This is a genomic window from Sandaracinobacter sp. T42, assembly GCF_059115405.1.
The window spans coordinates 2026582-2048907 of the sequence record NZ_CM181101.1; the positions used below are offsets into that span (position 1 = coordinate 2026582).

General features: G+C 65.6%; 23 protein-coding genes. 13 read left to right on the forward strand and 10 right to left on the reverse strand.

All coding sequences use genetic code 11. The annotated features are described in order from the left end of the window. Window positions 1-87 precede the first annotated feature (87 nt). Window positions 88-1338 (reverse strand): threonine ammonia-lyase, encoded by a 1251-nt coding sequence (locus ACW9TV_RS09845; RefSeq protein ID WP_494303304.1) that lies wholly within the window; start codon window positions 1336-1338, stop codon window positions 88-90. Between the two features lie 120 nt (window positions 1339-1458). Here ACW9TV_RS09845 and ACW9TV_RS09850 point away from each other — a divergent pair, with 120 nt between their 5' ends. After that, the gene (locus ACW9TV_RS09850) at window positions 1459-2316 is read left to right on the forward strand and encodes an NAD(P)-dependent oxidoreductase (protein WP_494303305.1); all 858 of its coding nucleotides are present in this window, start codon (window positions 1459-1461) and stop codon (window positions 2314-2316) included. After that, on the forward strand, window positions 2313-3974 hold the full coding sequence (locus ACW9TV_RS09855; protein ID WP_494303306.1) for an amidohydrolase: 1662 nt from the start codon (window positions 2313-2315) through the stop codon (window positions 3972-3974). The genes ACW9TV_RS09850 and ACW9TV_RS09855 overlap by 4 nt, the downstream gene beginning before the upstream one ends. Here the strand turns inward: ACW9TV_RS09855 and ACW9TV_RS09860 are convergent. Both ACW9TV_RS09860 and purF read right to left on the reverse strand, forming a co-directional pair. Beyond that, a complete protein-coding gene (locus ACW9TV_RS09860) occupies window positions 3971-4702 on the reverse strand; it encodes an SDR family NAD(P)-dependent oxidoreductase (RefSeq protein ID WP_494303307.1) in 732 nt (243 codons plus the stop codon). The two genes, ACW9TV_RS09855 and ACW9TV_RS09860, sit on opposite strands and share 4 nt — an antisense overlap. After that, window positions 4702-6192 carry an amidophosphoribosyltransferase gene (purF, locus tag ACW9TV_RS09865; RefSeq protein ID WP_494303308.1) on the reverse strand — a complete coding sequence of 497 codons (1491 nt, stop codon included), beginning with the start codon at window positions 6190-6192 and terminating at the stop codon, window positions 4702-4704. Before purF ends, ACW9TV_RS09860 begins: the two co-directional genes overlap by 1 nt. A 103-nt stretch (window positions 6193-6295) precedes the next feature. On the opposite strand from purF, the gene hisI reads away from it, so the two are divergent. From hisI to ACW9TV_RS09900, 7 genes are all read left to right on the forward strand, one after another. Further along, a complete protein-coding gene (hisI, locus tag ACW9TV_RS09870) occupies window positions 6296-6637 on the forward strand; it encodes a phosphoribosyl-AMP cyclohydrolase (protein ID WP_494303309.1) in 342 nt (113 codons plus the stop codon). Further along, entirely contained in the window at window positions 6634-7275 is a 642-nt protein-coding gene (locus ACW9TV_RS09875) for an NAD-dependent epimerase/dehydratase family protein (RefSeq protein ID WP_494303310.1), read from the forward strand. Before hisI ends, ACW9TV_RS09875 begins: the two co-directional genes overlap by 4 nt. A 231-nt stretch (window positions 7276-7506) precedes the next feature. Beyond that, entirely contained in the window at window positions 7507-7941 is a 435-nt protein-coding gene (locus ACW9TV_RS09880) for a MerR family transcriptional regulator (RefSeq protein WP_494303311.1), read from the forward strand. 10 nt (window positions 7942-7951) lie between these two features. Continuing rightward, entirely contained in the window at window positions 7952-9754 is a 1803-nt protein-coding gene (locus ACW9TV_RS09885) for an acyl-CoA dehydrogenase C-terminal domain-containing protein (protein WP_494303312.1), read from the forward strand. Window positions 9755-9839: 85 nt separating this feature from the next. Beyond that, window positions 9840-11051 carry an acetyl-CoA C-acetyltransferase gene (locus ACW9TV_RS09890; protein WP_494303313.1) on the forward strand — a complete coding sequence of 404 codons (1212 nt, stop codon included), beginning with the start codon at window positions 9840-9842 and terminating at the stop codon, window positions 11049-11051. A gap of 16 nt (window positions 11052-11067) precedes the next feature. Beyond that, window positions 11068-13251 (forward strand): 3-hydroxyacyl-CoA dehydrogenase NAD-binding domain-containing protein, encoded by a 2184-nt coding sequence (locus ACW9TV_RS09895; protein WP_494303314.1) that lies wholly within the window; start codon window positions 11068-11070, stop codon window positions 13249-13251. Window positions 13252-13399: 148 nt separating this feature from the next. Beyond that, entirely contained in the window at window positions 13400-14356 is a 957-nt protein-coding gene (locus tag ACW9TV_RS09900) for an NAD(P)H-dependent flavin oxidoreductase (protein ID WP_494303315.1), read from the forward strand. 49 nt (window positions 14357-14405) lie between these two features. Here the strand turns inward: ACW9TV_RS09900 and ACW9TV_RS09905 are convergent, their stop codons facing one another. Both ACW9TV_RS09905 and epsC read right to left on the reverse strand, forming a co-directional pair. Continuing rightward, complete coding sequence (locus ACW9TV_RS09905) at window positions 14406-14732, reverse strand: DUF2794 domain-containing protein (protein ID WP_494303316.1); 327 nt, start codon at window positions 14730-14732, stop codon at window positions 14406-14408. Next, window positions 14729-15409: a serine O-acetyltransferase EpsC gene (epsC, locus tag ACW9TV_RS09910; protein WP_494303317.1), complete on the reverse strand. Its 681-nt coding sequence runs from the start codon at window positions 15407-15409 to the stop codon at window positions 14729-14731. The genes ACW9TV_RS09905 and epsC overlap by 4 nt, the downstream gene beginning before the upstream one ends. 128 nt (window positions 15410-15537) lie before the next feature. Here epsC and ACW9TV_RS09915 point away from each other — a divergent pair, with 128 nt between their 5' ends. Continuing rightward, the gene (locus ACW9TV_RS09915; RefSeq protein WP_494303318.1) at window positions 15538-16287 is read left to right on the forward strand and encodes a sulfite exporter TauE/SafE family protein; all 750 of its coding nucleotides are present in this window, start codon (window positions 15538-15540) and stop codon (window positions 16285-16287) included. 73 nt (window positions 16288-16360) lie between these two features. Continuing rightward, a complete protein-coding gene (locus ACW9TV_RS09920) occupies window positions 16361-17110 on the forward strand; it encodes a sulfite exporter TauE/SafE family protein (protein WP_494303319.1) in 750 nt (249 codons plus the stop codon). Here the strand turns inward: ACW9TV_RS09920 and ACW9TV_RS09925 are convergent. Further along, entirely contained in the window at window positions 17098-18006 is a 909-nt protein-coding gene (locus tag ACW9TV_RS09925) for a peptidylprolyl isomerase (RefSeq protein ID WP_494303320.1), read from the reverse strand. The genes ACW9TV_RS09920 and ACW9TV_RS09925 overlap by 13 nt on opposite strands. A 105-nt stretch (window positions 18007-18111) precedes the next feature. On the opposite strand from ACW9TV_RS09925, the gene ACW9TV_RS09930 reads away from it, so the two are divergent. Then, window positions 18112-19014, forward strand: a complete 903-nt coding sequence (locus ACW9TV_RS09930) for a hydrogen peroxide-inducible genes activator (protein WP_494303321.1) — start codon at window positions 18112-18114, stop codon at window positions 19012-19014. Here the strand turns inward: ACW9TV_RS09930 and ACW9TV_RS09935 are convergent. Next, window positions 19011-19991, reverse strand: coding sequence for a 2-dehydropantoate 2-reductase (locus ACW9TV_RS09935; protein ID WP_494303322.1), 981 nt, complete (start codon window positions 19989-19991; stop codon window positions 19011-19013). The two genes, ACW9TV_RS09930 and ACW9TV_RS09935, sit on opposite strands and share 4 nt — an antisense overlap. Before the next feature lie 98 nt (window positions 19992-20089). On the opposite strand from ACW9TV_RS09935, the gene ACW9TV_RS09940 reads away from it, so the two are divergent. After that, entirely contained in the window at window positions 20090-21064 is a 975-nt protein-coding gene (locus ACW9TV_RS09940; RefSeq protein ID WP_494303323.1) for an NADPH:quinone oxidoreductase family protein, read from the forward strand. A gap of 4 nt (window positions 21065-21068) precedes the next feature. Here ACW9TV_RS09940 and ACW9TV_RS09945 read toward each other — a convergent pair whose 3' ends face one another. From ACW9TV_RS09945 to pgsA, 3 genes are read right to left on the reverse strand one after another with little or no spacing between them, the layout of a single operon-like run. After that, on the reverse strand, window positions 21069-21494 hold the full coding sequence (locus ACW9TV_RS09945) for a molybdenum cofactor biosynthesis protein MoaE (RefSeq protein WP_494303324.1): 426 nt from the start codon (window positions 21492-21494) through the stop codon (window positions 21069-21071). Continuing rightward, on the reverse strand, window positions 21491-21745 hold the full coding sequence (gene moaD, locus ACW9TV_RS09950; RefSeq protein WP_494303325.1) for a molybdopterin converting factor subunit 1: 255 nt from the start codon (window positions 21743-21745) through the stop codon (window positions 21491-21493). The genes ACW9TV_RS09945 and moaD overlap by 4 nt, the downstream gene beginning before the upstream one ends. Next, window positions 21742-22308, reverse strand: a complete 567-nt coding sequence (gene pgsA / locus ACW9TV_RS09955; RefSeq protein ID WP_494305077.1) for a CDP-diacylglycerol--glycerol-3-phosphate 3-phosphatidyltransferase — start codon at window positions 22306-22308, stop codon at window positions 21742-21744. The genes moaD and pgsA overlap by 4 nt, the downstream gene beginning before the upstream one ends. Window positions 22309-22326 lie beyond the last annotated feature (18 nt).

Below are 22326 nucleotides of genomic sequence, written 5' to 3' on the forward strand. Positions count from 1 at the left end.
GGACAGAGAAGTAGCCGGGATGGATTGCGGTGGACAAGCGGTGGCAGCCGTTGGTGCATCCGGAACGGACCAATCGTCCGGGCCGGATCAGCCCAGTTCCACCTTGGTCACTTCATAGCCGGCGCCGCGCAGGGCTTCGATCAGCCTGTCCAGATGATCGCCGCCGCGCGTCTCGCACTCGATCTCGGTCATCAGGCCCTTGGCGGGCAGGTTGGTGAAGATGCGGTGGTGCGAAACTTCCAGGATGTTCACCTGTTGCTGATCAAAGATGCGCGCCACGCCATAGAGCTGACCGTGCCGGTCCTTCAGCCGGATCCGCAGCCGGGCGAGCCGACCGTTGCGGGCAAGATCGCGCAGCAGCACGTTCGCCAGCAGGCGCGTATCGATGTTGCCGCCCGTCAGCACCATGCCCACGGTGCGCCCGCGGAACCGGCGCGGGTGGGCCAGCAGGGCCGCCAGACCGGCCGCCCCCGCGCCTTCGACCACCGTCTTCTCGATGGAGAGCAGCATGGAAACGGCGCGCTCCATGTCGCGCTCGCCCACCAGAAGCACGTCGGAAACCAGCTTGCGGACGATCGGCACCGTGTTGGTGCCGGGAAACTTCACGGCGATGCCTTCGGCCAGCGTGTCGCCGTCCGCGACGATGGGATCGCCCATCAGCGTCGCCTTCATGCTGGGGTAGAGTTCTGCCTGAACGCCCACGATGTCGCACTTCGGCGCCACGCGGGAAGCCGCAACGGCGCAGCCGGAAATCAGCCCGCCGCCGCCCACAGGCACCACCAGCGTGTCGATGTCGGGTGCATCCTCGAACATCTCCAGCGCAACGGTGCCCTGGCCGGCCATCACCAGCGGATCGTCGAACGGATGTACGAACACAAGTCCCCGCCGCTCGGCGATCATGTGGGCGTGGGCGCTCGATTCCTCCAGCTTCTCGCCATGGAGGACGACTTCGGCGTCGTGGCCCTCGGTCTGCTGCACCTTCACCATCGGCGTGAAGCGCGGCATCACGATGGTGGCGGGAATGCCCAGCCGCCGGGCATGATAGGCCAGGCCCTGCGCATGGTTGCCCGCGCTCATCGCGATCACACCCCGCTGCCGTTCCTCCGGCGTCAGCGCCAGCAGGCGATTCAGCGCCCCACGTTCCTTGTAGGCGGCGGTGAACTGAAGGTTTTCGAACTTCAGGTAAACCTTGGCGCCCGTCAGCTCGCCAAGGGTGCGGCTTTCGAGCGTGGGGGTGCGAACAACCTGTCCCGCAATGCGCGCGGCCGCTGCCTCCACATCTCCGGGTGTGATGGCGAGTGTGTCGGGCAGGTCGGCGGTTGCGGGCAAGGCGGTCATTTCGGTTCCCGTTTCTGGACGTCGCGGCATAGACTTCGCTTTGCGCCCCGGCAAGCTTTGCGCCCGACCGCGAGAATCGCCCTTCCGGCAGGGCGAATGGCGCATTAAGCGCATGGGCCCATGGCACGTATCGCATTCGTCGGACTGGGCGTGATGGGCTGGCCCATGGCGCGTCACCTCGTCACCGCCGGGCATGAGCTCAGGTTGTTCAACCGGACGGCGGAAAAGGCCGTGCGTTTTGCCGCCGCCTATGGCGGCAGCCCGGCCGCCACCGTGGCAGAGGCCGCGGACGGCGCGGACGCGCTGATCACTTGCGTGGGCAACGACACGGATGTGCAGCAGGTGACCGAAGGGCAGGGCGGCGGGTTCGCGACTCTGCCCGACGGTGCGCTGTTCATCGATCACAGCACCGCTTCCGCCGCGCTGGCGCGTGCCCTGGCTGAACGCAATCCGCGGCTGCGCTGCATCGATGCGCCCGTATCCGGCGGCCAGGCCGGTGCGGAAGCCGGGCAGCTGGCGATCATGTGCGGCGGCGGGGCCGACGCGGTCGAGGCCGCGCGGCCGATCCTTTCCTGCTATGGGCGGCGTATCGTCCGGATCGGGCCTTCGGGCCATGGGCAGCTCGCCAAGATGTCGAACCAGATCGCGATCGCGGGCGTGGTGCAGGGGCTTGCCGAGTCGCTGCACTTCGCGATGAAGGCCGGGCTGGATACCGATGCGCTTCTGGATGCGATCGGGCAGGGTGCGGCGCAAAGCTGGCAGATGGACAATCGGGCCCGCACCATGGTGGAGGGGCGCTTCGACTTCGGCTTCGCGGTGGATCTGATGCGCAAGGATCTGGGCCTTGTGCTGGATGAAGCCCGCCGAAACGGCGCGAGCCTGCCTGTCGCGGCGCTGGTGGACCAGTTCTATGGCGATGTGCAGAAGCTTGGCGGCAACCGCGACGATACCAGTTCGCTGATCCGGAGGCTGAAATGAAGCGCCTGCTGTTGGCCGCGACGGCGCTGCTGCTGGCAGGCCCGGCCGATGCCGCCAAGACACTGGTTGTCAACGCCAACGGATATACCCTTGATACAGAAGGGAACATGCGTCGGTTTTCCACCCTGTTCGTGGGGGATGACGGGAAGGTTCTCGCCATTCTGCCCAAGGGGGCTGCGGAACCGAAGCTGGTGGCCGGTGATTTCAAGCTGGATGCCAGGGGTCGCACGCTGATCCCGGGCCTGATCGACGCGCACGGGCATGTGATGGCCCTGGGGCTGGGGTTGCGCCAGCTTGATCTGTCGTCGGCGGGCAGCCTTGCGGAGGCGCAGGCGAAGATCGCGGAGCATGCCGCGCGCGACACATCGACCGGGTGGATCCGTGGCCGTGGCTGGAACCAGGTGAGCTGGGGCCTTGGCCGGATGCCGACTGCGGCCGAACTGGATGCCGCCCATTCCGCCCGCCCCGTGTGGCTGTCGCGCGTGGATGGCCATGCCGGATGGGCCAACAGCGCGGCCCTGAAGGCGGCGGGGATCACGAAGGCGACCAGGGATCCCGCCGGCGGCCGCATCCTGCGCGATGCGGCCGGCAATCCCACTGGCGTGCTGATCGATTCCGCGATGGATCTGGTGGACAAGGTCGCGCCGCCGCCATCCGCCGGAGAGCGGGAGAAGGCGTTCGAAGCCGCGCTGGACCATCTGGCCTCCGTTGGGCTGACGGGCGTACACGACATGGGCACAAGCGCGGACGACTGGGCCCTGTTCCGCACCTTCGGCGACGAGGGGCGGCTGACGCTGCGGATCACCGCCTATGCGGCCGGGATGCCGGCGATGGAGGCGATCAGTCCGCTGCGGCCGACGCCCTGGCTGTATGGCGGGCGCCTGAAGCTGCAGGGGATCAAGCTGTACACCGACGGGGCGCTGGGTAGCCGGGGGGCGTTTCTGCTGAAGCCCTATTCCGACGAATCCGGCACGCGGGGCCTGCAGTTCCTGGATGAGGCCAAGATCAAGAACCTGTTCAGCCGGTCCAACTTCCTTGGCTATCAGGTGGCGGCCCATGCCATCGGCGATGCGGCGAACCGGCAGGCGCTGGACGCCTTTGCCGAAATCCGCCCGGCCTATGGCGACAGGTTCCGCAATCGCATCGAACATGCGCAGGTGATCGACTCCGCCGACATTCCGCGCTTTGCGGACCTGCAGGTCATCGCCTCTGTCCAGCCCACCCATGCCACGTCGGACAAGGCGATGGCAGGCGAGCGGCTGGGCGACTCAAGGCTCGAGGGCGCCTATGCCTGGGTGCGCCTGCGGCAGGCGGGGGTGAAGCTGGCGCTGGGATCCGACTTTCCTGTTGAGCCGGCAAACCCATTCTATGGCCTGCACGCCGCCGTGACCCGGCAGGACCGACAGAACCAGCCGCCCGGCGGCTGGCGACCGCAGGAGGCCCTGACGATGCAGCAGGCCTTCGCCGGCTTCACGACGGACGCTGCATGGGCCGGGGGCATGGAAGGGAAGGTCGGCGTGCTGCAGGAAGGCGCACATGCCGATTTCCTGCTGCTGGATCGTGACCCGTTCGCCATCCCGGCGACCGATCTGCCGCAGGTTTCCGTTGAGGAAACCTGGGTGGATGGACGCCGAGTTTATGTGAAGAAGTCTCGTTAAGAAGCTTCAGAAAAAGAAGATTGACCACTTCTGTCGATGACGAGCCGTGCGCAGCCCGGCGTCAGCTTCGGCAGGGCTTCGGCAATGGCGTCGGCCACGGCTTCCGGGGCCTTCAGCGTCATCGGATCCTCGCCCGGGAACGCCCTTGCGCGCATCTGAGTCCGCGTTCCGCCCGGATCGACGACAAGGGCGTTGACGCCCAGATTGCGCATTTCCGCCGCATAGACGCCAACGAGATTCTCGAGCGCCGCCTTCGATGCGGAATAGGGGCCCCAATAAGCCTCTGCCCGGCCCGCGACCGAGGATGTGACGGCGATCACGGTGCCGCGCCCCAGCCGCAACAGGCCGTCGAAGGCCCGGATCAGCCGCCACTGGGCGGTCACATTCAGGGCCATCACCGCCTCGAACTCCTTCGGAGAGGCGTGGGCAAGGGGAGACAATGTACCCAGCATGGCGGCATTCAGCACCAGCAGGTCGAGCCCCGGCCAGCGGCCGGAAATGGCCGCCGCGAGCCGGTCGATCTCCTCGCCCTTGGTCAGGTCGAGAGGGGCGATCGTCGCGGTTCCGCCGATGGCGTGGATGGCGTCCTCAGTCGCGATCAGGCCCGATTCACCGCGGGCCGTCAGGATCACATGATAGCCTTCCCGCGCGAGGCGGATGGCGGTGGCGGCGCCGATTCCGCGGCTGGCGCCGGTGACCAGGGCGAGTTTTTGCCGGGCTTCGTCCATCAGCCGCGCCTTTCCGAAAGAAGCCCAAACTGGGCAGGGACTTCGGCGGCTTCATGATCGGTCAGGCGGGTCGGATAATCGCCCGTGAAACAGGCGTCGCAGAATTGCGGGGCGTTCGGGATGCGCGCCGTTTCGCCCAGCGCCCGGTAGAGGCCGTCGATGGAGATGAAGGCGAGGCTGTCGCACCCGATGTAGTTGCGCATGGCTTCCACATTCATCTGGGCGGCCAGCAGCTTGTGGCGTTCCGGCGTATCCACGCCATAGAAGCAGCTGTTGGTGGTGGGCGGGCTGGCGATGCGCAGATGCACTTCGGCGGCGCCTGCTTCGCGCAGCATGTGCACGATCTTCACGCTGGTGGTGCCACGCACAACGGAATCGTCAATCAGCACCAGCTTCTTGCCCTGGATCATCGCCCGGTTGGCGTTGTGCTTCAGCTTCACGCCAAGGTGGCGGATCTGGTCGCCCGGCTGGATGAAGGTGCGGCCCACATAATGGCTGCGGATGATCCCCAGTTCGAACGGGATGCCGGCCGCCTGCGCATAGCCGATCGCTGCGGGCGTGCCTGAATCGGGAACCGGCACCACCATGTCGGCGTCCACAGGTGATTCGGCGGCGAGCTCGGCCCCGATCGACTTGCGGACCTGATAGACGGAAAGCCCGTCGGAAAAGCTGTCAGGCCTTGAAAAATAGACCTGCTCGAAGATGCAGGGACGCGACTTGACCGGCGCGAAGGGCTTCAGGCTGCGCAGGCCTTCCTCGTTGATGACGACAAGCTCGCCCGGCTCGATCGAGCGGATGAAGCTGGCGCCCACGATGTCGAGTGCCACGGTTTCCGAAGCGAGAATCCAGGCTTCGCCCAGCTTGCCCAGCACCAGCGGGCGGATGCCCAGCGGGTCGCGGCAGGCGATCAGCCCTTCCTTCGTGAGGCAGATCAGCGAATAGGCGCCTTCAACCTGCTTAAGTGCGTCGATGAAGCGGTCCAGCAGGGTGCGGAAGCTGGAGGTTGCGACCAGGTGGATGATCACTTCCGTATCCGATGTGGACTGGAAGATGGAGCCGCGCCGGATCAGCTCGGCCTTCAGGGTCATCGCATTGGAAAGATTGCCGTTATGGGCAACCGCGAAACCGCCCGCCGCAAGATCGGCATAGAGCGGCTGAACATTCCGCAGCGCGGTCTCGCCGGTGGTGGAATAGCGGTTGTGGCCGATGGCGGCGATTCCCGGCAGCGCGTCGATCACGTCGGGCCGATCGAAGTTGCCGGCCACATGGCCCATGGCGCGGTGGACATGGAACTCCTCGCCGTCGTAGCTGAGGATGCCGGCGGCCTCCTGCCCCCGGTGCTGAAGCGCGTGAAGGCCAAGGGCCACCATCGCCGACGCCTGCGACGCGCCCCAGACGCCGAACACGCCGCACTCCTCGCGCAGCTTGTCGTCGTCGAATGGGTTTGTCGTAAGCTGGCCCGCCCGAATATCGTCAGCCGCCTCTGCCATGGAATCCTGCCTGTCTTGTGAGCCGCTCGCGCGGCCGGCATGTAGGCCCTTCAAACACGTTTGTCGCTACCTCTGTTGTCACCGAAAGGTCATCAAGCATCGCATGGCTGACATGTTCAAACCGAAACTCGACGCAAACGGGCTGCTGACGGCTGTCGTCACCCATGCGGATACGGGCGAAATCCTGATGGTGGCCCATATGAATGAAACCGCGATCGCGCTAACGCGGGAAACGGGCAGGGCGCATTTCTGGTCCCGAAGCCGTCAGTCCCTGTGGCTGAAGGGGGAAACATCGGGCCATTTCCTCAATGTTGCCGAAATCCTGGTCGATTGCGACCAGGACTGCCTGTGGCTGAAAGCGCTGCCCGAAGGTCCTGCCTGCCACACCGGCGCGCCCGGCTGTTTTTTCCGCCGGCTGACAGCGCAAGGGCTGGAGCCGTTGTGAGGATCCTGCTGGCGGGCGCCACGGGCCTTGTAGGCAGCCGGCTGCTGCCGCTGCTGCTGGCAGACGGGCATGAGGTTGTTTCCCTGGGGCGCCGGCCATGCGGTGTTGTCCATCCCGGCCTGCAAGAAATCCGGACGGATTTCGCCGCCATCCCGCCGTTGGGCGTTGCAGATGCCGCGATCTGCGCGCTGGGAACCACGATGGCGAAGGCGGGCAGTCAAACGGCGTTCCGCGCCGTGGATGAGGACGCCGTGCTGGCCTTTGCCCGCGCAGCGTATTCCGCCCCATGTCCGCACTTTCTGGCGGTCAGCGCGGTTGGCGCCGATCCGCGGTCGCGCGCCTTTTACAGCCGGGTGAAGGGGGAAGTCGAAGCCCGGCTTCAGAGGATCGGATTCGATCGGCTCGATCTGCTGCGGCCCGGCCTTATCATCGGGCCCAGGACAGAGCGGCGGCCGATCGAATCGATCGCGCAGAAGCTGGCGCCCGTTCTGGATCTTCTGCTTTTCGGTGGGCTGGCGAAATATGGCTCCATTCCGGCGGGCGAAGTGGCGCTTGCGCTGGCCAGCCTGGTGCGGGCGGAGGGCCAGGGGGTATTTATCCACCACAATCCCCGGATGCGGCGCCTTTCCGCCGCCTGAGCACAGCCGAGGTCACGATTCGTGACTAAACAAATCGGCCGGATTGGCGTATCAGCCGGGCAGGTGGCAGTGCCTGAACGTCGCGCAGGCCATTTCACTTTTTCAGGGTCGGACATCACCGTCCCGCCGCCCATTGGCTGATGGCCTGGGCGGCGGGCGGCAGATGCCTTTGCGACAGCTTGCAGTTCATATCGAATTGACGTGAACGTAAGGGTTAGATATTTGGCGGCCATGGGAACGGGAGGTCTCGATATCGGCCATTCGGCCCTGAAAGACGGCGATTGCGGGCCGGAGCAGGCCGTGTTCACGATCACGGATCTGGCCCGTGAATTCGGGGTCACGCCACGGACCCTCCGCTTCTACGAGGACGAGGGGCTCATCCACCCGAAACGGCGCGGCACAACGCGCCTCTATTCCCGCGCGGACAGGGCACGGCTGGCGTGGATCCTGCGGGGCCGTTCGGTGGGGTTCAGCCTGGCCGACATCCGCGACCTGCTGGACATGTATGCCCCCGGTCCCGCCCGCCGCATCCAGATCGAGGCGACCCTGGCCAAGAGCCGGGAGCGGATCGCCGCGCTGGCCGGTCAGCGCGCCGCGATCGACGCGACCATCGCCGAACTGGAACAATTCTGTCGCACAATCGAGCAAGAGCTCGAGCGCTCTTAAGGAGATTCTGATGCCCGCCACCTATCGCGCCCCGGTGAAGGACACCCAGTATGTCCTGAAGCATGTCGTCGGGCTTGATCGATATCAGGCCCTGCCCGGTTTCGCGGAAGCGACGCCCGACATGGTGAGCGCCATCCTGGAAGAGGGCGCGAAGTTCGTGGAAGGGGTGATCCACCCGCTGAACCAGAGCGGGGACCAGCAGGGCTGCACCCGCAATGCCGATGGCAGCGTGACCGCGCCGGACGGTTTCAAGGCGGCCTACAAGGCCTTCGTGGAGGGCGGCTGGGGAACGCTGATGGCGCCGAAGGAATATGGCGGGCAGGCGCTGCCGCATGTACTGGGGTCCGCCTTCGAGGAGTTCCAGTCCTCCGCCAACATGGCCTTCAGCATGTATCCGGGCCTGACGCAGGGCGCTGTCAGCGCCATCCTGGTGACCGGGTCGGAGGAACAGAAGGCGAAGTATCTGCCCAACATGATCGGTGGCCGCTGGACCGGCACGATGAACCTGACGGAGCCGCACGCCGGCACGGACCTGGGCCTGATCAAGACACGTGCGGAACCGCAGGCCGATGGCAGCTATCGCATCACCGGCACCAAGATCTTCATTTCCGCCGGCGAACATGACCTGTCCGAAAACATCATCCACCTTGTGCTGGCAAAGACGCCGAACGCGCCGGACAGCGTGAAGGGCATTTCGCTGTTCATCGTGCCCAAGTTCCTGGTGAACGAGGACGGCTCGCTTGGCGCACGAAACAGCCTTTCCTGCGGCTCCATCGAGCACAAGATGGGCATTCACGGCAACGCGACCTGCGTGATGAACTATGACGGTGCGACGGGTTACCTGATCGGCGAGGAGATGAAGGGCCTTAGGGCCATGTTCATCATGATGAACGTGGCGCGCCTGGGCGTCGGCGTGCAGGGCCTCGCCCAGTCCGAGATCGCCTATCAGAACGCCGTGGCCTATGCGAAGGACAGGCTGCAGGGCCGGTCGCTGACAGGGCCGAAGAATCCGGAGGGCAAGGCCGATTCCATTCTGGTCCACCCCGATGTGCGCCGCATGCTTCTGAACGCGAAGGCCTTCAACGAAGGCGGGCGGGCGCTGGCGCTTTGGGCGGCGCTGCAGGCGGATCTGTCGCACAAGGCGGAAACGGCCGAAGCGCGCGAACTGGCCGATGACCTGCTGTCACTGCTGACGCCGGTGATCAAGGCCTACTTGACGGACGAGGGCTATGCCCACGCCACCAACGCCCAGCAGGTGTTCGGCGGGCATGGCTATATCGCCGAATGGGGCATGGAACAGTTCGTGCGCGATGCCCGGATCGCGATGATCTACGAAGGCGCAAACGGCATCCAGGCGCTGGATCTGGTGGGGCGCAAGCTGGCGCAGAATGGCGGCAGGGGCCTGCGCGCGTTCCTGGCGCTGCTGGATGAAGGAATCGCGGAGGCGCGCGGCATCGAGGCGTTGAAGCCGCACGCCGATGCGCTGGCGAATGCCAAGGGCGCGCTGGAAGGCGCGACCTTCTGGCTGATGCAGAATGCGATGACCAATCCGGATCATGCGGGCGCCGGCTCGATGGCCTATCTGCGGCTGATGGGGCTGGTGGCGCTGGGTCATTTCTGGCTGCAGATGGCGCGCGCCAGCACGGCGGCGCTTGCGGGCGACCCAAGCGATTTCGGGGCGGATTTCCACCAGGCAAAGCTGATCACGGCGCGCCATTTCTTCGAACGGCAACTGCCGGCCGCCCACACCCATGCCGCCGAAGTGCAGGTGGGGGCCGATACGCTGATGGCGATGCCGGCGGACTGCTTCTGACGCGGGATTATCTGACGATAGCATGAGCTTGCCCCGATATGGGGCGAACGTAACGCAAACGGGTTCCTATCCAAGGAGATTGAAGATGGCCGAAGCCTATATCTACGACGCCGTGCGGACCCCGCGCGGCAAGGGCCGCAAGGACGGCAAGCTGCACGAAATTACGCCCATCCAGCTGGCGACGCAGGTGCTTCAGGCCATTCGCGACCGCAGCGGCATCGACACGAAGGACGTGGACGATGTGGTGCTGGGCTGCGTTTCCCCGGTGGGTGAGCAGGGGGCCGACATCGCCCGCGTCGCCGTGCTGAACGCGGATTATGCGGAAACGACAGCGGGCGTGCAGGTCAACCGCTTCTGCGCGTCCGGCCTTGAGGCCGTGAACATGGCGGCCGCCAAGGTGATCGCGGGCGAAGCCGAATTCGCCATCGGTGGCGGCGTGGAAAGCATGAGCCGCGTGCCGATGGGCTCTGACGGCGGCGCCTGGGCGATGGACCCGGCGGTTGCCTTCAAGGCCTATTTCGCCCCGCAGGGCATCGGCGCGGACCTGATCGCCACGTTGGACGGCTTTTCCCGCGACGATGTGGACGCCTATGCCGTGGAATCTCAGCGCAGGGCCGCAAAGGCCTGGGAAGAAAAGCGGTTTGCGAAATCGATCATCCCCGTCCGCGACGTGATCGGGGAAGTCGTGCTGGGCCATGACGAATATATGCGTCCGCAAACGGACATGCAGTCGCTGGCGTCGCTTCAGCCAAGCTTCCAGGCGATGGGCGAGCAGATGCCGGGTTTCGACGAGATCGCGAAGCTGAAATACCCCGAGATCGAGCGCGTGAACCATGTGCACCATGCCGGCAATTCGTCCGGGATCGTGGACGGCGCCTCAGCCGTTCTGGTCGGCAACAAGGAGATCGGCGTGAAATACGGCCTGAAGCCGCGCGCCCGCATCCGCGGCATGGCCTCCATCGGCTCTGAGCCGCTGATCATGCTGACCGGCCCGACCTATGTGACCCAGAAGCTGCTGAAGCGGCTGGGCATGACGGTGAACGACATCGACCTGTTCGAACTGAACGAGGCGTTCGCGAGCGTCGTGCTGCGCATGATGAAGCATCTGGATATTCCGCACGAGAAGATGAACGTGAACGGCGGCTCGATCGCGATGGGCCACCCGCTGGGCGCCACCGGTGGCATGATCATCGGCACCGCGCTGGACGAGCTGGAGCGCACCGGCAAGCAGACCGCGCTTGTCACCCTGTGCGTCGGCGCCGGCATGGGCACCGCCACCGTCATTGAACGCATCTGATTTTCCGGAGGAACCCATGACTGAACAAGCAATCCGCCAGGAGCTGGATTCCGACGGCATCCTGCTGCTCACCATCGACTGCCCGGGGCTGTCGATGAACGTGATCAACGAAGCCCTCACGCGCGATCTCGTCGCCGCCGTTGAGCGCATCCGCACCGACGAGGCCGTGAAGGGCGCCGTCCTCACCTCCGGCAAGCCCAGCGGCTTTGTCGCGGGCGCTGACCTGAAGGGCATGAACTTTTCCGGGGGCGGCAGCGGCGCCGCATCGGGCAAGTCGAAGATGGCGCAACTGTATGAAGGCGTCTTCACGCTGAACAAGCTGCTGCGGGATCTTGAAACCTGCGGCAAGCCGGTTGCTTCCGCCGTGAACGGCCTGGCCCTTGGCGGCGGGCTGGAGATCGTGCTGGCGACCCACCATCGCGTCATCGCGGACAATCCGAAGATCACGCTGGGCCTTCCCGAAGTGCTGGTGGGCCTGTTCCCCGGCGCGGGCGGCACCCAGCGCCTGCCGCGCCTGATCGGCGTGCAGCCGGCGCTGATGTTCCTGCTGCAGGGCAAGAACATGAGCCCGCAGGAAGCGCTGGGCCTGGGCGTCGCGCAGGCGGTGGTTCCGCTGGACCAGATCGTGGAGACGGCGAAGGCCTGGGTGAAGGCCAATCCGAACGGCGGCGTGCAGCCCTGGGACCAGAAGAACTTCAAGTTCCCCGGCGGCGTGGGCGGCTTCAACCCGGCTTTCGCGCAGACGTTCGTGGGCGGTGTCGCCATGGCGCACAAGCAGACCAACGGCAACATGAACCAGGTGAAGGCCATCCTGTCGGCCGTCTATGAAGGCGCGCAGCTGCCGATGGACACCGCGATCCGGGTGGAATCCAAATATTTCGCCAAGGTCGTTGCCGATCCGCAGGCCGGCAACATGATCCGCTCGCTGTTCGTTTCCAAGCAGGCGGCTGAAAAGGGCGCGCGCCGCCCGGCCAACATTCCGCCGATGAAGACGAAGAAGGTCGGGATGCTGGGCGCCGGCCTGATGGGCGCAGGGATCGCGATGGTTTCGGCGCAGGCCGGGATCGAAGTGGTGCTGCTGGACCGCGACCTGGCCGCAGCCGAGAAGGGCAAGCAATATACCGCCGATCGCCTCGCCAAGAAGCGGATGGCCCCGGAAAAGGCGGCCGAGATCCTGAACCGGATCAAGCCGACGGCGGACTATGCCGACCTGAAGGGTTGCGACCTGATCATCGAAGCCGTGTTCGAAACCCGCGAAATCAAGGCCGACGTGACGAAGGCGACTGAGGCGGTCGTCGGCGCGGACACGATCTTCGGCTCCAACACCTCCACGCTGCCGATCACCGGCCTTGCAGAAGCCTGGAGCAAGCCGGAGAACTTCATCGGCATTCACTTCTTCTCGCCGGTCGAGAAGATGCCGCTGGTCGAAATCATCGTCGGCAAGAAGACTGGCCCGGAAGCCATTGCGAAGGCTCTGGATTATGTCTCCCAGATCCGCAAGACGCCGATCGTCGTCAACGACAGCCGCGGTTTCTACACCAGCCGCTGCTTCGGCACCTATGTGCAGGAAGGCCTGACCCTGCTGGGCGAGGGCGTGAAGCCGGCGCTCATCGAGAATATCGGCAAGCAGATGGGCATGCCCGTGGGCGCGCTGGCGGTGAACGACGAAGTCGGCCTGGACCTTTCCTACAAGGTTGCGCAGCAGACGAAGAAGGACCTGGGCGACGCCTACAAGCCGGGGGCCGGCGAAGCCGTTATCGAGAAGATGATCGAGCTGGGCCGCCATGGCCGCAAGAACGGCAAGGGCTTCTACGCCTATCCGGAGGATGGCAGCCCCAAGCATCTGTGGCCGGAACTGTCCGCCCACTTCCCCGTCGCCGCGCAGCAGCCGACCCCTGCCGAGGTGAAGGAGCGGCTGCTCTATCGCCAGCTGGTGGAAACCGCCCGCTGCTTCGCGGAAGGCGTGCTGGAAACGCCGGAGGACGGCGACCTGGGCGCCATCTTCGGCTGGGGCTTCGCGCCCTTCACCGGCGGTCCGTTCAGCGCGATGGACACCATCGGGATTGCCGATGTGGTCCGGACGCTGGACCGACTGGCGCAGGCCCATGGGGAACGCTTCGCGCCGCCCCAGATGCTGCGTGACATGGCCACGAAGGGCGAGACCTTCTACGGCAACGCCGCGAAGAAGAAGGCCGCCTGACCACAGGGCCAGGCTGAAGGATGGGCGGGCGTTCCGGTCAGGGCGTCCGCCCTCTTCATTTTCGGCATCCTCCCAAAAGCCTAGGTTGTCTGGTTGCTGCCGGCATGGCTTCACGGACCATCACAGAATGAGATTGAGGGACAATTCGATGATCAAGACGCCTCTTTGCGCCCAGCTCGGCGTGGAACATCCGATCATGCTCGCCGGCATGGGCGGCGTTTCCTATGCGGAGGTCGTGGCGGCTGTGTCCAACGCGGGCGGCTTCGGCACGCTGGGGATGGCGGGAACCAGCGCAAAGTTCATCGAAGGCCAGATGCAGAAGGTCCGCGAGCTGACGGACAAGCCCTTCGGTGTCGATCTTCTGTCCGCCCAGCCGGAATCGCTGACGTCCGCCATCGAAGTGATCATCGCGAACGGCGCCAAGGCGTTCGTCGCAGGTCTGGGCGTGCCCTATCCGATCGTGAAGCAGCTGAAGGACGCGGGCGTCCTGGTGTTCGCGGTGATCGGCAAGGTGGATCACGCCATCAAGGCCGAGCAGGCCGGATGCGACGGCGTGATCGCGCAAGGGACCGAGGGCGGCGGCCATACGGGCAGCGTCGCCTCTGTCGCGCTCTGGCCGCAGGTCGTGGATGCGGTGAAGATCCCGGTGGTGGCTGCAGGCGGTCTTTATGATGGCCGGGGCCTAGCCGCCGCGCTCGCCATGGGCTGCCAGGGTGTCTGGATGGGCACGCGGTTCATCGCCTCGAAGGAAGCGCACGCCGGACAGGCCTACAAGGACGCGATCGTGGAAATGTCGGAATCCGATACCACCATCTCGCGCGGGTTCACCGGCAAGACACTTCGGGCGCTGAAGAACGACACCACCGACAAGTATGAGAAGGAGCCCGCCAAGCCCTTCCCGGCGCAAGCGATGGAATCCGCCCAGCTGAACCGTCTGGGTCCGATCGCGGGCGTGACCGACAATCTGGATCGAAACTTCCAGTGCTTTGCCGTGGGGCAGGGCGGCGGCGGCGTGCGCGAGGTGCTGAGCTGCGCGGACATCGTGGCGAACACCGTTGCCGAAGCGGAAGCGACGCTGAAGCGCATCGGCAAGCTGACGGCCTGACCGTGTCAGCCTGAGAGGCAGGGGATGGGCGGGGGCAAGCCCCCGCCAGCTAGTCTGCGAGCTTCAGCAGGCGTCGGGCAGCCGGCGCCAACACCGAAGCAAGGTCGTTGCCGCGCTTCAGGGTCTGCCCCGCTTCCCCGATCAGGCTGTACTGGCCCTGCTTCATCCGCAGGGCCGGGTCCTTGATCAGCCGGAACTCCGGCCGTTCGCTGGCGCGCCGAAACACGGAAAAGACCGCCTGCCGGTTCGAGAAATCAATCGCATAGTCCCGCCATTCGCCGGCAGCCACCATTCGGCCATACAGTTGCAGCACATGCTCCAGTTCAGCCCGGTCGAAGACGATCTGCCCACCGACCGGAAGCGGAATGACGCTCAAGCCGCCTCGCCGCCCGACTTGCGGGTTTCGCGTTCATAGGCATCGAGCCGCGCGCGAAGCGTTTCCATTTCGCACTTCAGAAGCTCGAACTTCTGCGTGGCGGGATCGAACTTGTCGGAGCAGGGGGTGCCATAGGGAACGAAGGCCGGTTCCTCCTTCACCAGCACGGGCACTGGCTTTGCCGGTATACCGATCATGGTCGCGCCGGCGGGCACATCCTTCGTGACGACGGCATTGGCGCCGACCTTTGCGCCTTCCCCCACCAGGATCGGCCCCAGCACGGCGGCACCCAGGGAAATCACCACATTGTCGCCGATGGTCGGGTGCCGTTTCCCGCCGATGCCGTTGGTCGGATTGGTGCCCCCCAGGGTTGCGCCCTGGTAGATCGTCACATTGTCGCCGATCACGGACGTTTCGCCGATCACCACGAATCCATGGTCGATGAACAGGTTGCGGCCGATCTTCGCGCCGGGATGAATGTCGATGGCGGTCAGGAACCGGCTGAAATGATTGACCATTCGGGCCAGCAGGAACAGATCCGCCCGATAGAGCGCATGCGCGATGCGATGGAGGCCGACAGCCCAGACCCCGGGGTAAGTCAGGATTTCCCACCGGCTGCGCGGCGCGGGATCGCGCGCGCGGATGCTGGACAGATAGGAAGTGAGTGTGCCGAACATCCCCTGGCGCGCCTTGTCCTGTTGAACCTGTCACATAATCCCAAGTGCGGCTCAATTCCAGATGGTGCGGCAAGGGCAGCAACGCCCCGGTTTGCACGCCGCGCCAAGGGCGGGCAGAACGGCAGCCGATGGAAATCGATTCCGTTCTGATCCTGTTTGCGCTGGTCGGGTTCGTCGCCCAGCTGATCGACAGCGCGCTGGGCGGCGGGTTCGGGATCATCTCGTCGTCGGTTCTGATCGCTACCGGTGTTCCGCCGGCTTCCGCTTCGGCTGGAATTCATGTTGTGAAGGTGGTGACGGCGCCGATTTCCGGCTTCAGCCACGCGCTGGCCGGCAATGTGGACTGGCGGCTGTTCTGGCGGCTGGCGATCCCCGGCGTGATCGGAGCGGTAGCCGGGGCCTGGCTGCTGACCGGCCTGCCGATCGAGACGGCGAAGCTGCTGATTCAGATCTACCTGGGAATCCTTGGCATGGTGCTCATCCTGCGACGGCCCATGCGACATGGACATCATGGCGATCCGAAAGTCGTCGGGCCGCTCGGGCTGGCCGCCGGCTTCCTCGATTCGGCAGGCGGCGGCGGGTGGGGGCCGATCGCCACGCCCAACCTGATCATCCAGGGGGCCTGGCCTCGCAAGGCGGTCGGCACCGTCAACATGGCGGAATTCCTCGTCGCGCTGGCCAGTTCGATCACCTTTCTAATGGCGCTTGGCTGGGAATCTCTGGGCCGGGCCATCATCGGCCTTCTGGCCGGGGCAGTCGTGGCGGCGCCGCTGGGGGCGCTGCTGGCGCGCAGGCTGTCTCCGGGACTGCTCGTCCGGCTGGTCGGCGGGCTGCTGCTGCTCACGAGCGTTGCCGGTTTCGCACAGGTTATTTTCTAGCTGATAGCTGGAATATTCTCGCGCACAGCCCAGCTTGCTTGCCGATTGGCGTCGGGCCTGCCACCAATCGCGTATGGAACTGGGGCCCGACTTCTTCACCTTCATGATCGTCGGCTTCCTGGCGCAGCTGGTGGACGGCGCGCTGGGCATGGCCTTCGGCGTGATTTCCACCAGCGCGCTGGTTGCTCTCGGCGTGCCGCCGGCCGCCGCTTCGGCAGGCGTGCATGCGGTGGAAACCGTGACGACTGCCGTTTCGGGCACCAGTCACGCCATCGCGCGGAACATCGACTGGAAGCTGTTCGGCCGAATCGCGATTCCCGGCATCATCGGGGCGGTGCTGGGCGCCTATCTCCTCACCAGCATCCCAGCGGACAAGGCCAAGCCCCTGATCCAGGCCTATCTGGGGCTGCTGGGCCTGTGGATCTTCTGGCGCGGATTCCGCCATATCCATGTGGAGCGCGAGCCGAAGGTGGTGGAACCGCTGGGCCTTGCCGGCGGCTTCCTTGATGCCGCCGGCGGCGGAGGGTGGGGCCCGATCGTCACCTCCAACCTGCTGGTGCAGGGGAAATCCCCGCGCCACACCGTGGGAACGGTGAACGCAGCGGAGTTCCTGGTGACGACCAGTGCCGCCATCACCTTCATCTGGCACCTCGGCTGGGAAGTCGTGACGACGGCGACTCTGGGCCTGCTGGCGGGCGGCGTGATCGCGGCCCCCTTCGGTGCGATCCTGGCCAAGCGGCTGAAACCCGACCTGCTGATGACGCTTGTCGGCTCTGTACTGATCCTGACAAGCGCGTTCGGGATCTGGCGCTATTTCGCCTGAGGCGCGCGCCTGAGCGGCGGCATCAGATTGCAGATATCGGCCCCGCCGGCCGGCCTGTTGAAGAAGGCATCCCGCCGGTTGGCGCGCACATCGGCCCATTTCGCAAGGCTTGCGCCGGTCAACACCTGAAACCTCGGCTGGTCGGCCGATGGCAGATCAGTTGCCAGCCGCGCGGACAGCAGCGGGATCTGCTGATTCGGTCGTTCATACAGGCCAAGGGCCGCCGTGCCGCGAGGCAGGGCGGACAGGTTCTCGATCCCTTCCAGCACCCGCCCGGCCAGCGCGATGTTGCGATCCAGATGCCGGGGCCCATGCCCGATCACGACATAGAGTTCCGCCCCCGTACCGGTATCGGGGGCCATGTTGCGCCCCACGCCCAGCATCCCGGGGCAATGCGGAAGCCAGTGGGCCTGCCGATCCGTCGCGACCGGCCAGCCACCCGCATGGCCGACGATCGCGCCATAGGCGTCAGGCCAGGGCAGGGGGCTGAACCCTCCCGGCATGCCGGCCTGTTCATAGCCATCTGCCGGGCGGGCAACGATTTCGCGGGGGATCGGCGCCTTTTCCGTGGGATCTCCCCATTGCGCCACATAATTTTCCTGCACGCGAACGATCCGGGCGTGGCGGACGAACCAGCCATCCCGCACCAGCGCCCGGATGTTGGCGACGTGGGTCGGCGCGAAGGCCGGGGCCAGTTGCAGAATGACATGACGGTTCCCCGCAAACTCCAGCAGCAGGATGTCCGCGGCCGGGATTTCCAGCCAGTCGGCGGCCGGCGCCGCAGCGATCACGTCGCCGGGCGAAAGCGCCGGAGCAGGCTGGGCTGTGGCGGCGGATGCCGCGAGCAGGGCCGTAACCAGACCGGTGAGCAGACGGGCGCGAATGGCATGTTTCATGCCCCGAACCTGCCAGCTTGCGGCCGGTTCCGCCAGCGCCCTGTTATCGATTGGGTTCGCCAGAACCGTTGAATTTATCGACAGGGGCACTTAATCAGGAAGGCGATGATCTACCTCCCCACCATAAAACAGCTCCAGTATCTCGTCGCGCTCCACCGCACCCGCCACTTCGGCAAGGCGGCGGAAGCCTGTTATGTCACCCAGTCCACCCTGTCGGCCGGTCTGCGCGAACTTGAGACGCTGCTTGGCGTGACACTGGTGGAACGGAATCGCCGCGTGGTGCGGTTCACGCCGCTGGGCGAAGCCGTGGTGCAACGCGCCTGGCGGCTGCTGGCGGAAGCTGATTCGATCGCGGAACTGGCGCGCGCGGCCGGCAAGCCGCTGGCCAGCGAACTGCGGCTCGGGGTGATTCCCACGATTGCCCCCTTTCTGCTGCCGTCTCTGCTGCCGAAACTGCGCGCGCAATGGCCTGACCTGAAGCTGTTCCTGCGTGAGGAACAATCCGGCCCTGCCTGCGAGGCGCTTGGGCGCGGACAACTGGACTGCCTGCTGCTGGCGCTGCCCTACAATTGCGGGGAGATCGAGGCTGAGCCGCTGTTCGACGACCCGATCCGATTCGCCTTCCACCCGGATGATCTGCCGAACCCGCCGCAGACGGTCGCGCCGGACGGGATCGACGAGGCGCGCCTGCTGCTGCTGGAGGACGGGCATTGCCTGAAGGATCATGCGCTGGCCGCGTGCAGCCGCGCCACCTTCCGCCCGGATCAGACAGTGCTTGGCACATCGCTGCATACGCTGGTGCAGATGGTGGAAAACCGCATCGGCATGACGTTGCTGCCACAAATGGCGATCGATGCCGGCATTCTTGCCAACACGTCCATCGAAACGCGCCCGCTGGCCAGCCCGGATGCGAAGCGCACCATCGCCCTGGCCTGGCGGCCGTCCAGCCCGCGCGCGGATGAATATCGGCTGTTCGCCCGCGCCCTGAAGGAGGCCCGGGGTCTCTAGCGTCGCTTCGCCGCCTTCAGATCGGCAAGGAGCGCCTTGGCGGCGATCGGTGGCGCACCGGCTTCGGCCGCCTTCACCAACGCCAGAAGTCGGGCATTGACCGGGGCTGTCCGGCCCAGCCGCGCCGCCAGCCGCACCAGTTCACCCTGCAGATAATCGACCTCGGTTGGCCGCCCGCGCAGCAGATCGTCCGCCATGGAGGAACGCGCATGCGGATCGACCCGCGTCTTGCTGCCGCCCCCTGCCGCCATCACATAGCCATAGATGGCATCCGGCAGGCTCATGATCCGGGGCATCAGCTTCAGCGGCATGGCGACGGCGTCGGCAGGGTCGATCCCTGCAGCCTTCAGCAATTGCAGCCCTTCAGTCATGGCCAGCGCCCAGGATCGGCGGTAATCCCGTTGGCGGAACTCCTCCGCCAGGCTCACGCCAGACAGGGCGTTGATCGCATTGTTCAGATTTACAAGCAGTTTGCCCCACTGAATTTCGACGATATCTGAACTTTTTTTCAATTCGAACGAGCGCCCCAGAACAGCCTCGAAGGGGGCAAGGGCGGGGCTGTCCTCCACCACGAGGCCGCCGCCGGTTCCCCGATGGTAGTGGTTCGGCGCCCGCTGGGCGACATTGAACGGAACCATGCCCGCAAGAACCGTGCGGCCCGCAAGGCGGCTGCGCAGAAGTTCCGGATTGGAGACACCGTTCTGGAAGCTGATCACCAGCGCGTCGGCCGGCGCATGGGCCGCGATCGCGTCGGCTGCTTCCGCAGTCTGCATGCTCTTAACCGTCACCAGGACAAGATCGGACCCCTCAAGCGCAGCCGGATCCGTTGTTCGCGCAAAATCCGTGACGGTTTCGTCCAGCCCGTCCACGTCTGTCAGCCGCAAACCGCCATTCAGCGGATCCAGCATGGATGGGCGGCCGATCAACGTCACGTCGGCGTCGCGCGCAAGCAGCCCGCCCACGTAGAGACCGATCATTCCGGCCCCGAATACTGCGATTTTTGGGCGTCCGCTCACCATTGCCTCCCCACCGGTCTCATGCCTATCTGCCCGCCAATGGAGCGAGGGAGAAGCTGATGAAAGCGCTGCTTTGTGTGGAGCATGGGCCGCCGGAGAAGCTGGTGGTGCAGGACATCCCGGAGCCGCAGCCCGGCAAGGGCGAAGTGCGGATCGCGATGAAGGCGGCCGGGGTGAACTTCCCGGACGTGCTGATCATCCAGAACCTCTACCAGTTCAAGCCGCCGCTGCCGTTCAGCCCGGGCGGCGAAGCCGCCGGCGTGGTGGACGCCGTGGGCGAGGGCGTCACCCGCTACAAGGTGGGGGACAAGGTGATCGCGATGATCGGCAATGGCGCCTTCCGCGAGAAGTTCACGGCAAACGAACGGCAGGTGATCCCGATCGTGGGCGACATGCCCTTCGATGTCGCCGCCGGCTTCACCATGACATACGGCACATCCCACCATGCCCTGAAGCAGCGGGCGCGGCTGCAGCCGGGGGAAACGCTGCTGGTGCTTGGCGCGGCCGGCGGCGTGGGACTGGCCGCGGTGGAACTGGGCAAGGTGATGGGCGCGAAGGTGATCGCCGCCGCCTCGTCCGATGAAAAGCTGGCGCTGACCCGCGAATATGGCGCGGACGAGACGATCAACTATTCGACGGAGGATCTGAAGGAACGGGTCAAGGAGCTGACGGGCGGCAGGGGCGTGGACGTGATCTATGATCCCGTCGGCGACAAATATGCCGAACCCGCCTTCCGCTCCATCGCCTGGAACGGCCGATACCTGGTGGTGGGTTTCGCCGCCGGGGAGATCCCGAAGCTGCCGCTGAACCTTCCGCTGATCAAGGGCGCGTCCATCGTGGGTGTGTTCTGGGGCGCCTTCACCGCACACGAGCCGAAGCTGCACGAGGCGAACATGGCCGAACTGCTGCAATGGTTTGCGGAAGGAAAGCTGAAACCGCATGTGTCCGCGCATCTGCCGCTGGAACGCGGGGCGGAAGCCATCCGCCAGCTGATGGACCGCAAGGCGAAGGGCAAGGTGATCTTGACGGCCTGACGGGTCAGCCCCAGCGCGCGGCGGCCTCCTCGTCGCTGTCGCGCGCGCCGACCCATCCGCCTGCTTCCTTCTTCCAGAAGGGCGCGCGCGTCTTGAGCCAGTCCATCAGATAGTCCGCTGCTTCGAATGCGTCCCGTCGGTGGCTGCTGGCCGTCAGCACCAGCACGATGGGCGCGCCCACCTCAAGCCGGCCATGACGATGGACGATGATGGCACCCAGCAGCGGCCAGCGCCCGCGCGCACCGTCCAGCAGTGCCTGAAGCTCGCGCTCGGCCATGCCGGGATAATGTTCCAGTTCAAGCACTTCGCCGCGCACCTGGCCGGTGAAGCTGACGATCGCGCCCACTTCCGGCCCCAGTGCCGACAGGCGGGCCTGTTCGGTGGCAAGATCGAAGGCCTGCGCCTGTACACGGGCTTCGAACAGGCTCATCCGCCTGTCACCGGGGGAAAGATCGCCACTTCGTCGCCGGGGTTCACGATGGCATCCCGGCCGACATGGGCCTGGTTCAGGGCAAAGCGCAAACGTGACGGATCCGCAAGGGCAAGGCCGTGGCCGGGGCTTCGATCCTTCAGCCGCTCCACCAGTTCGGCGATGGGCAGCGGCGCTGAAAGCCCGATGTCTTCCGATTGCACCCCGATCCGTTCCCGCACCCAGGCGAAATAGAGGAGGTGGACGGTCATGCCTCGTCGGTCATGTGCTTCAGGCCGACGCGCAGATAATCCCAGCCGGTGATCATCGTGAGGAAGCCGGCCAGCCACAGCGTGACAAGCCCGACGGGCTGCGAGGGAAGGGCGGGCCACCAGTGGGCGCTGGCCGGGGCCAGGATGAGCGCACCCAGAGAGACCATCTGGAACGTCGTTTTCCACTTCGCAAGCTGGCTGACCGGCAGGCTGACGCGCGCCGTGGCCAGGAATTCGCGCAGGCCCGAAACGGTGATCTCGCGCAGGATGATGACAAGGGCCGGGATCACATGCCAGCCCGCGATATGGTCGTTATGGATCAGCATCACGATCACGGCGACGACCATGATCTTGTCCGCCACGGGATCGAGGAACACGCCCAGCTTCGAAACGGTGCCCTGCGCCCGCGCCAGATACCCATCGATATAGTCGGTGATGCCGGCCACGCAGTAGAGGACGAAGGCGGCCGTGTAGCCCGCCCATCCGGCGTTCCACATCAGGATCACGAACAGCGGAACCGCGAGAATCCGGCTGAGAGTCAGCAGATTGGGGAGGCTGGACAGCATGGCACACCCTTAGGC

Coding starts and splice junctions, on each gene's coding strand:
- ACW9TV_RS09845 (WP_494303304.1), bottom strand. CDS start 1,338: ATGACCGCCTTGCCCGCAACCGCCGACCTGCCCGACACACTCGCCATC.
- ACW9TV_RS09850 (WP_494303305.1), top strand. CDS start 1,459: ATGGCACGTATCGCATTCGTCGGACTGGGCGTGATGGGCTGGCCCATG.
- ACW9TV_RS09855 (WP_494303306.1), top strand. CDS start 2,313: ATGAAGCGCCTGCTGTTGGCCGCGACGGCGCTGCTGCTGGCAGGCCCG.
- ACW9TV_RS09860 (WP_494303307.1), bottom strand. CDS start 4,702: ATGGACGAAGCCCGGCAAAAACTCGCCCTGGTCACCGGCGCCAGCCGC.
- purF (WP_494303308.1), bottom strand. CDS start 6,192: ATGGCAGAGGCGGCTGACGATATTCGGGCGGGCCAGCTTACGACAAAC.
- hisI (WP_494303309.1), top strand. CDS start 6,296: ATGGCTGACATGTTCAAACCGAAACTCGACGCAAACGGGCTGCTGACG.
- ACW9TV_RS09880 (WP_494303311.1), top strand. CDS start 7,507: ATGGGAACGGGAGGTCTCGATATCGGCCATTCGGCCCTGAAAGACGGC.
- ACW9TV_RS09885 (WP_494303312.1), top strand. CDS start 7,952: ATGCCCGCCACCTATCGCGCCCCGGTGAAGGACACCCAGTATGTCCTG.
- ACW9TV_RS09890 (WP_494303313.1), top strand. CDS start 9,840: ATGGCCGAAGCCTATATCTACGACGCCGTGCGGACCCCGCGCGGCAAG.
- ACW9TV_RS09895 (WP_494303314.1), top strand. CDS start 11,068: ATGACTGAACAAGCAATCCGCCAGGAGCTGGATTCCGACGGCATCCTG.
- ACW9TV_RS09900 (WP_494303315.1), top strand. CDS start 13,400: ATGATCAAGACGCCTCTTTGCGCCCAGCTCGGCGTGGAACATCCGATC.
- epsC (WP_494303317.1), bottom strand. CDS start 15,409: ATGTTCGGCACACTCACTTCCTATCTGTCCAGCATCCGCGCGCGCGAT.
- ACW9TV_RS09915 (WP_494303318.1), top strand. CDS start 15,538: ATGGAAATCGATTCCGTTCTGATCCTGTTTGCGCTGGTCGGGTTCGTC.
- ACW9TV_RS09920 (WP_494303319.1), top strand. CDS start 16,361: ATGGAACTGGGGCCCGACTTCTTCACCTTCATGATCGTCGGCTTCCTG.
- ACW9TV_RS09925 (WP_494303320.1), bottom strand. CDS start 18,006: ATGAAACATGCCATTCGCGCCCGTCTGCTCACCGGTCTGGTTACGGCC.
- ACW9TV_RS09930 (WP_494303321.1), top strand. CDS start 18,112: ATGATCTACCTCCCCACCATAAAACAGCTCCAGTATCTCGTCGCGCTC.
- ACW9TV_RS09935 (WP_494303322.1), bottom strand. CDS start 19,991: ATGATCGGTCTCTACGTGGGCGGGCTGCTTGCGCGCGACGCCGACGTG.
- ACW9TV_RS09940 (WP_494303323.1), top strand. CDS start 20,090: ATGAAAGCGCTGCTTTGTGTGGAGCATGGGCCGCCGGAGAAGCTGGTG.
- ACW9TV_RS09945 (WP_494303324.1), bottom strand. CDS start 21,494: ATGAGCCTGTTCGAAGCCCGTGTACAGGCGCAGGCCTTCGATCTTGCC.
- moaD (WP_494303325.1), bottom strand. CDS start 21,745: ATGACCGTCCACCTCCTCTATTTCGCCTGGGTGCGGGAACGGATCGGG.